At 45.7% G+C, this 7,204-nt stretch carries 10 protein-coding genes and 2 pseudogenes; 7 read left to right on the plus strand and 5 right to left on the minus strand.

Features of this window, described 5'->3' with window-relative positions; genetic code table 11:
- Positions 1-52: 52 nt before the first annotated feature.
- From ymgJ to E0D98_RS19705, 3 genes and pseudogenes are all read left to right on the plus strand, one after another.
- Positions 53-238 carry a protein YmgJ gene (gene ymgJ, locus E0D98_RS19700; RefSeq protein ID WP_001325743.1) on the plus strand — a complete coding sequence of 62 codons (186 nt, stop codon included), beginning with the start codon at positions 53-55 and terminating at the stop codon, positions 236-238.
- On the plus strand, positions 199-318 hold the full coding sequence (locus E0D98_RS27420) for a hypothetical protein (protein ID WP_001131446.1): 120 nt from the start codon (positions 199-201) through the stop codon (positions 316-318). The genes ymgJ and E0D98_RS27420 overlap by 40 nt, the downstream gene beginning before the upstream one ends.
- 34 nt (positions 319-352) lie before the next feature.
- Positions 353-697 (plus strand): annotated as a pseudogene (locus E0D98_RS19705) (autotransporter outer membrane beta-barrel domain-containing protein); the annotation flags it as partial.
- Between the two features lie 371 nt (positions 698-1,068).
- Here the strand turns inward: E0D98_RS19705 and minE are convergent.
- The 3 genes from minE to minC are packed head-to-tail and all read right to left on the minus strand — an operon-like array spanning position 1,069 to position 2,870.
- Positions 1,069-1,335 (minus strand): cell division topological specificity factor MinE, encoded by a 267-nt coding sequence (minE, locus tag E0D98_RS19710; protein ID WP_001185665.1) that lies wholly within the window; start codon positions 1,333-1,335, stop codon positions 1,069-1,071.
- Positions 1,336-1,338: 3 nt separating this feature from the next.
- Positions 1,339-2,151 carry a septum site-determining protein MinD gene (gene minD, locus E0D98_RS19715; protein ID WP_000101055.1) on the minus strand — a complete coding sequence of 271 codons (813 nt, stop codon included), beginning with the start codon at positions 2,149-2,151 and terminating at the stop codon, positions 1,339-1,341.
- A gap of 23 nt (positions 2,152-2,174) precedes the next feature.
- Positions 2,175-2,870, minus strand: a complete 696-nt coding sequence (minC, locus tag E0D98_RS19720) for a septum site-determining protein MinC (protein WP_000072536.1) — start codon at positions 2,868-2,870, stop codon at positions 2,175-2,177.
- A 519-nt stretch (positions 2,871-3,389) separates the two neighbouring features.
- Here minC and E0D98_RS19725 point away from each other — a divergent pair.
- A complete protein-coding gene (locus E0D98_RS19725; RefSeq protein ID WP_001056831.1) occupies positions 3,390-3,758 on the plus strand; it encodes a YcgJ family protein in 369 nt (122 codons plus the stop codon).
- 119 nt (positions 3,759-3,877) lie between these two features.
- Here the strand turns inward: E0D98_RS19725 and pliG are convergent, their stop codons facing one another.
- A complete protein-coding gene (gene pliG, locus E0D98_RS19730) occupies positions 3,878-4,279 on the minus strand; it encodes a g-type lysoyme inhibitor PliG (RefSeq protein WP_000695223.1) in 402 nt (133 codons plus the stop codon).
- Between the two features lie 241 nt (positions 4,280-4,520).
- On the opposite strand from pliG, the gene E0D98_RS19735 reads away from it, so the two are divergent.
- The 3 genes from E0D98_RS19735 (at position 4,521) to E0D98_RS19745 (ending at position 6,083) form a co-directional block, all read left to right on the plus strand.
- Positions 4,521-4,814: a YcgL domain-containing protein gene (locus tag E0D98_RS19735; protein WP_001297679.1), complete on the plus strand. Its 294-nt coding sequence runs from the start codon at positions 4,521-4,523 to the stop codon at positions 4,812-4,814.
- A 71-nt stretch (positions 4,815-4,885) separates the two neighbouring features.
- On the plus strand, positions 4,886-5,545 hold the full coding sequence (locus E0D98_RS19740) for a fumarylacetoacetate hydrolase family protein (protein WP_000284277.1): 660 nt from the start codon (positions 4,886-4,888) through the stop codon (positions 5,543-5,545).
- 91 nt (positions 5,546-5,636) lie between these two features.
- On the plus strand, positions 5,637-6,083 hold the full coding sequence (locus E0D98_RS19745; RefSeq protein ID WP_001306825.1) for a YcgN family cysteine cluster protein: 447 nt from the start codon (positions 5,637-5,639) through the stop codon (positions 6,081-6,083).
- A gap of 206 nt (positions 6,084-6,289) precedes the next feature.
- Here the strand turns inward: E0D98_RS19745 and hlyE are convergent.
- Positions 6,290-7,200: pseudogene (gene hlyE, locus E0D98_RS19750) on the minus strand (hemolysin HlyE).
- Positions 7,201-7,204 lie beyond the last annotated feature (4 nt).

A 7,204-nucleotide genomic window follows, 5' to 3' on the forward strand; every position in this document is an offset into this window, starting at 1 on the left:
TGTTGTAAAGGTAAGATAATCTGATTTATCAATATTATTGTGTGATTTTTATGTGAGCAGAAGATATTCATCAGCAACGATTACATTAGTCATTTTATTTTGCCGACGGCCTCATTGTCGAAAGATAAGCGTACGACAGTATTATCTGAAAAGAGTGATTTTTTATCCAACTACACTTCAGCGCACTGCGTGTAAAAAATGCCTCTTTCTTATGCGGGATATCATCATTTCATCATGATGTCTTTGGTGAGCGGTGAACACAATACACCTGCGCTGTCTCTTCAGGATGAATCCCCTGGTCTGGTGCCTGCGGGCTGATGTTGCAGCAGAGCTTAGGTCACTTAGACGCTACTATCATTTATCCAATGGCATGGAATCGAAATCAGTCGATACCCGCAGTATATATCGTGAACTGGGTGCAACGCTGAGTTACAACATGCGTCTGGGGAACGGTATGGAAATTGAACCCTGCCTGAAGGCGGCTGTGCGCAAAGAATTTGTCGATGATAATCGGGTGAAAGTGAATAGTGACGGTAATTTTGTCAATGATTTGTCGGGCAGACGTGGAATATACCAGGCAGGTATTAAAGCCTCATTCAGCAGTACGTTAAGCGGGCATTTCGGGGTGGGGTATAGCCATGGTGCCGGTGTGGAGTCCCCGTGGAACGCGGTGGCTGGTGTGAACTGGTCGTTCTGACCATCAACGATTAAACTGCGCTTCGGCGCAGTTTTCGTTTACAGGATGTTGAAAGAGAAAATTCTGGGGCAAAAAAAGCCCGCCAGTTACGGCGGGAAACCTCATCCTATGGGAGAACAATGAATAATGAAATTGCGGGGTTATCATCTCCCAGTATATCCACACTAACAACAGGGTTATTTACTCAACCAGGCATAAACATTTTGTTCTGTGCGTGGGAACAGCCTTAAGGTGTAAAGGGGGAGGTGGAAATAGCAATGAGGAGTATCAGCAAGAATACTCGCCGCTTTACCACAACGTGGATGAGAGGGATGAAAAACTCAAGGCAGAAATGACTCTGCCTTGAAGATAAATGCGTTTTTACAGCGGGCTTATTTCAGCTCTTCTGCTTCCGGTAAGGTCACGTTCAGCTCAAGAATAGAAATATCGCCATCTTTTTGCTCAAGCTGTACGGTTACCATCTCAGGATCAATTTGTACGTATTTACAAATGACCTCAAGAATATCTTTACGCAACTGCGGCAGATAATGCGGTTCTGCATCGCTGCGACGGCGTTCAGCAACAATAATCTGCAGCCGTTCTTTTGCAATGTTGGCTGTGTTTTTCTTCCGCGAGAGAAAGAAATCGAGTAATGCCATAACTTATCCTCCGAACAAGCGTTTGAGGAAGCCTTTCTTCTCTTCTTCAATGAAGCGGAAAGGACGTTCTTCTCCCAACAGACGTTCTACGGTATCTGCGTAGGCTTTACCCGCATCGGCGTTAATGTCGAGAATGACCGGTTCACCCTGGTTAGAGGCGCGCAATACTGATTGATCCTCTGGGATCACGCCGACGAGTTTGATGCGCAGGATCTCCAGCACATCTTCCATGCTCAGCATGTCACCTCTGCTTACGCGGCCTGGGTTATAGCGCGTTAACAGCAGGTGCTCTTTAATAGGCTCTTCGCCATTTTCTGCGCGGCGTGATTTCGACGCCAGAATGCCTAAAATACGGTCAGAGTCGCGTACTGAGGAGACTTCCGGGTTGGTGGTAATAATGGCTTCGTCTGCAAAATAGAGTGCCATTAACGCACCGGTTTCAATCCCTGCCGGGGAGTCACAAACGATAAATTCAAAATCCATCGCTTTCAGATCATCAAGAACTTTGGCGACCCCTTCACGGGTGAGGGCATCTTTATCGCGTGTTTGCGATGCCGGAAGAATATAGAGATTTTCAGTACGCTTATCTTTAATTAACGCCTGATTTAGCGTTGCATCGCCCTGAATGACGTTGACGAAATCGTAAACGACCCGGCGTTCACAACCCATAATCAGGTCGAGATTACGCAGGCCGATATCAAAATCTATCACGACAGTTTTCTTTCCCTTCTGGGCCAAACCAGTGGCGATGGCCGCGCTGGAGGTTGTCTTACCAACACCCCCTTTGCCCGAAGTAACAACAATAATGCGTGCCATAGAAATTCCTTGTTAAAAAGGGATCAATTTAACGGTTGAACGGTCAAAGCGTTTTCGACTAACTGCAGTCGCGCCGCTTTGCCATAAAATTCTGCTGGGATTTGATCACTCAGCCAGTATTCACCTGCGATGGACACCAGTTCCGCCATCAGGTTCGTACAAAATATTTGCGTTTCCCGGTCACCACTTGCCCCTGCAAGCGCACGACCGCGCATCATGCCATAGACATGAATGTTCCCATCGGCAATCAATTCGGCCCCAGCGCTAACGTGGCTTGTAACAATCAGATCACATTGTGGAGCATAAATACGCTGACCGGAACGCACCGGGGTATCTATTAAACGCGTTTTTGTGACCGGCGTTGTATTTTGCGCTGGAGCCTGTGGTGCGGGAGCTGGACGCGGCGCTTTTTCCTTTCCTTCCGTCAGGATAGGCAGCCCCATCTTTTCAATTTCGGCTTTAAGTTGCGCATCTTTGCAGCCACTTACGCCAATAACCCGCAAACCGGTTGCCGAAACCGCCTTATGCATCGCTGACCAGTTTACCGGGTCTTCCAGTGCACTGACGTTGAGTACAACGGGGGCATGTTTTAAAAATGCGGGGGCCTGAGCGATTTTGTCTTCCAGCGCCTGATGGATAACCTTAGGTTCTGCCTCATGCAGATGAACCACAGATAAAGTGAAGCTACTGCCTTTAAGCTCGATTGGCGTGTTTGACATCCTGGCCTTACTCAATTAGCTATTAATCATCGCCAGCGCGCGATGATGTTCCGAAGACTATAAGGCATGTTATAGTCTGGATTATATTGAGGCAAGTCACCCTCCCATTTATTCAGAGTAAAAGTCTATTCTGTGATAAATGGCGCTGATTCATAGCTTAAAAAATACCCTTGTCAATCAACCCATTGCCGTCGTACTTTTGATTGTTCTTATTTACGCTTCCTTTTTCCGCACCCTAATCGTGACAGCATCTCCAGACCTGTTTAAATATCCAGTATTGAGGCAAGTGTATTTTTTCACCACGCCAGGCTTTCTTAACTTTCCATTTTTTGCGGCATCATTAAAGAACAGATACCCGTTATCTTAATATCCGCCACAGAATTGCTCTATCATAGAAACCGCAGAAGACGTCTGATACTTCTGTCAGGTCATCGTAACTCGTCCAGGTCAGCGGTTTTGATTACGGATTGATGATGAAATGAGCATAAGTGTTGTACGGTTGGATTATCAGGATGTGCTATGAATATGATGCGTATTTTTTATATCGGATTGTCAGGTGTGGGGATGATGTTCTCATCAATGGCGTCTGGACATGACGCTGGCGGACTTCAATCTCCGGCGTGCGGCGTTGTTTGCGACCCGTATATTTGTGTGAACTCAGATGGCATTTCCCCAGAGTTAACAAGGAAATATCTCGGCGAAAAAGCCGCTGAAAACTTACAATCATTACAAGGCTACGATCCCAGCGAATTTACATTCGCTAACGGTGTATTTTGCGATGTTAAAGAAAAATTATGTCGTGATGATCGTTATTTTGGTGTGGATGGTAAGCGGAGTGGAAAAATCAATCAAATCACCACAAAGATGTTATTTATGTGTCGTGAGTGATGCCTTGTTTACATTATGTTCTATTCGGCATTGTCTGCTATTCGTCATTAACCTCTTGAGCGACAGAGAGGAGTGGGGCGTTAACGTTTATGACGGGGAGAGTCCCCGTCGGTTGACATTTACTTAATTTGAATATCGACGTTATATTTTTTAGTTTTGTTTTTACGGGCGTCGTTTCGGGTTTGCAGCACTCGCAGCTCATATTTGCCAGAAGCAGGGAGTGAGTATTGTCCGTGACTATCGAGTTCTGGTGAATATCTGGATAAATCAACTGAATCATCGATTCCTGGCCCGAAGAGGTAAGTATCAGCGCCTTCATTAGAGATACTCACATGCACTTTCTGACCTTTTTTGGCATAGAAGGTATATGTATCGTAATCGTATCCCTTTATTTCGCCGGAGTACTGAGCGCTGCTATGGCCTTTGCTGAACTCAACATTGACATTCTTACCCGCAGCAAAGCTCGTGGAGGTTAGCAGTGCAAGCAGCAATACAGCCTTACTGATGCTCTTGATTTTCATTGGTAGTCTCCTGTTCAGAATGAGTACGATGAACTGTTATAATATAACAATCCCTTACGGGAGAATTCCAGTGGCTTTTCTGCGTTCGGTAAAATCCCGGCGCGGCATTTTTTGCCGGGGGGATTACTTATAAAGGGGCATGGACTCAACAAACCGCAGAAATCTACAGCTGGCTGGCTTGTGGCGCGGGTTTCATTGATGTTAGCTTATGCCAAAACCTGGCATCTTAAAGAGTAAAAGTATGTTTTGTGTGATTTATCGAAGCAGCAAGCGTGACCAGACCTATTTATATGTCGAAAAAAAAGACGATTTTTCGCGTGTTCCTGAGGAACTGATGAAAGGTTTTGGTCAGCCTCAGTTAGCGATGATTCTGCCGCTGGATGGGCGCAAGAAACTGGTCAATGCTGATATTGAAAAGGTTAAACTGGCATTAACCGAGCAAGGTTACTATTTGCAGTTACCGCCACCACCCGAAGATTTGCTGAAGCAACATCTTTCCGTCATGGGGCAGAAAACAGACGACACTAACAAATAACCGATATCCGGCGGTGGCATTATCTTTGTCGGCGCGGGTTTTCATATCCACGATAAGGTGAGGGGAACGTTATGTATCAACATCACAACTGGCAAGGTGCGCTGCTGGATTATCCGGTGAGTAAAGTAGTCTGTGTTGGCAGTAACTATGCCAAACATATTAAAGAGATGGGCAGCGCAGTGCCCGAAGAGCCAGTGCTGTTTATTAAACCAGAAACGGCACTGTGCGATCTGCGGCAGCCATTGGCGATCCCATCCGATTTCGGTTCAGTTCATCATGAAGTCGAACTGGCGGTGTTGATTGGCGCGACGCTGCGTCAGGCAACGGAAGAGCATGTCCGCAAAGCCATTGCCGGTTACGGCGTGGCGCTTGATCTGACATTGCGTGATGTTCAGGGAAAAATGAAGAAAGCCGGGCAGCCGTGGGAAAAGGCTAAAGCGTTTGATAACTCTTGTCCGCTTTCCGGGTTTATCCCCGCGGCGGAATTTACCGGCGATCCACAAAATACAACGCTGGGCCTGAGCGTAAACGGCGAACAACGCCAGCAAGGTACGACTGCGGACATGATCCATAAAATCGTTCCGTTGATCGCTTATATGAGCAAGTTTTTTACCCTCAAGGCCGGTGACGTTGTGTTGACAGGCACGCCTGATGGCGTCGGCCCGTTGCAAAGCGGTGATGAGCTGACAGTCACTTTCGATGGGCATTCTTTGACAACTCGCGTTTTGTAATACTTTTTGCCGCCTGAAAGCGGCGGCAAAACTTGCATCGCTGTGCCAGACTGGTTATAAGGTGCGTTTTAACGTAATGGCGGAACACCTGATGAGCGATGTACCTTTCTGGCAAAGTAAAACCCTGGACGAAATGAGCGATGCGGAATGGGAGTCGTTGTGTGATGGTTGCGGTCAGTGTTGCCTGCATAAACTGATGGATGAAGACACCGACGAAATCTACTTCACTAACGTCGCCTGTCGCCAGCTCAATATTAAAACTTGTCAATGTCGGAACTACGAACGTCGTTTCGAGTTTGAACCCGACTGCATTAAATTAACCCGTGAAAATCTGCCAACATTCGAATGGCTGCCAATGACCTGCGCTTATCGTTTGCTGGCGGAAGGTAAAGATTTACCTGCGTGGCATCCGCTACTTACTGGTTCGAAAGCGGCAATGCATGGTGAACGTATCTCTGTGCGTCATATCGCAGTGAAAGAATCAGAAGTGATTGACTGGCAGGATCATATCTTAAATAAACCTGACTGGGCGCAGTGATAAATTTAATAGATGTTGATGGGGGCTTTCTTAATATACGTCTGGATGCTCGCCATTTCGTAGCCCTGTTTTTGAAAGCGCTCTGTCATAATGAGAGTTACCCGATACCTTATTATCAACAGGTAACTCTCAATCTTTAAAAAACGTCTGTGTTTTTAAATGTGATAAACCTTATACCTTGAGTACATGGAGAGAATAATCGCTTATCAGACTTCAGGTACCTCAAAGAGTGTCTTTTTACCGTGTCTTTTCTGATACTCATTACAGGTGTTAATCATTTTTTTTGCCGCTTCTTTTAGCAAAGAAAGCATTAAATCATCATAATCAACATAGAATCTGGTTGTTTCAGTTTCCGTTTTTATCTCCCCGATGGCGGCTATTTCGGTGGTTAATTTCAATTTGGCGGCATCGATATCTTTATTCGCTTGTTTAACCGTGTTAGACAGGGTGGTAAAGAAATTCTGCACAGATTTTAACTTGTTCTTCAATTCTGGAATCAGTTTCCCTTCAACTACGCCCGCAGCAATAGAATAGGAAATGATTAATCCAAATGGACCGGCGACGACACCGGCTGCGGCACCGGCATACGCTTCCTTCCTGATTTTATCTACCTGTGACTGGAAAAGCTGCTTTTTTCTGAAAAATCATTGGTTAACTGGCTATCTAACGCCAGCAGTTTCCCGGAAGCGTTGTTGAAACTTTGTGAGCTTACCAGCAGGGATTTTTGCGCTTCATTCAGCTTCGTGATGCCGTCATCCAGTACCTTAATGAGAATGTCTTTCTGGGCGGATGCTTTCTTCTCATTGTACTCATCAAATAGAAAAATATACGCTGCGAGCAATTGCGTCGCAACACCACACCATTCATACACTGTTTGGGTTGCTTCAAAATACTTATCCTGGCTATCCATAAGTAAGGTTTTAATATCGCCGACTAAAACGGAGGCTGCCTGTGAATACTCCTGTTTAAAGCGACTTAACTCTTTTATGGTTTCATCAAAGGTCTGCCAGGGGATGACCTGATCGAGATATTTATTATAAAGATCTAATGCTCCATCTGCAGTTTCGATTGCGTTTTTAACTACTTCTACCGTTTTATCTGCAACGATTTCAGTCATAATC

Origin of the sequence: Escherichia sp. KCJ4928 (genome assembly GCF_004352695.1) — a bacterium.
Taxonomy (GTDB): domain Bacteria; phylum Pseudomonadota; class Gammaproteobacteria; order Enterobacterales; family Enterobacteriaceae; genus ECMA0423.

What these genes read in the sequence shown, in the direction of transcription:
- E0D98_RS19735 (WP_001297679.1), top strand. Translation starts at nt 4,521, where the DNA reads ATGTTTTGTGTGATTTATCGAAGCAGCAAGCGTGACCAGACCTATTTA.
- minE (WP_001185665.1), bottom strand. Translation starts at nt 1,335, where the DNA reads ATGGCATTACTCGATTTCTTTCTCTCGCGGAAGAAAAACACAGCCAAC.
- E0D98_RS27420 (WP_001131446.1), top strand. Translation starts at nt 199, where the DNA reads ATGCCTCTTTCTTATGCGGGATATCATCATTTCATCATGATGTCTTTG.
- minC (WP_000072536.1), bottom strand. Translation starts at nt 2,870, where the DNA reads ATGTCAAACACGCCAATCGAGCTTAAAGGCAGTAGCTTCACTTTATCT.
- minD (WP_000101055.1), bottom strand. Translation starts at nt 2,151, where the DNA reads ATGGCACGCATTATTGTTGTTACTTCGGGCAAAGGGGGTGTTGGTAAG.
- pliG (WP_000695223.1), bottom strand. Translation starts at nt 4,279, where the DNA reads ATGAAAATCAAGAGCATCAGTAAGGCTGTATTGCTGCTTGCACTGCTA.
- E0D98_RS19725 (WP_001056831.1), top strand. Translation starts at nt 3,390, where the DNA reads ATGAATATGATGCGTATTTTTTATATCGGATTGTCAGGTGTGGGGATG.
- E0D98_RS19745 (WP_001306825.1), top strand. Translation starts at nt 5,637, where the DNA reads ATGAGCGATGTACCTTTCTGGCAAAGTAAAACCCTGGACGAAATGAGC.
- E0D98_RS19740 (WP_000284277.1), top strand. Translation starts at nt 4,886, where the DNA reads ATGTATCAACATCACAACTGGCAAGGTGCGCTGCTGGATTATCCGGTG.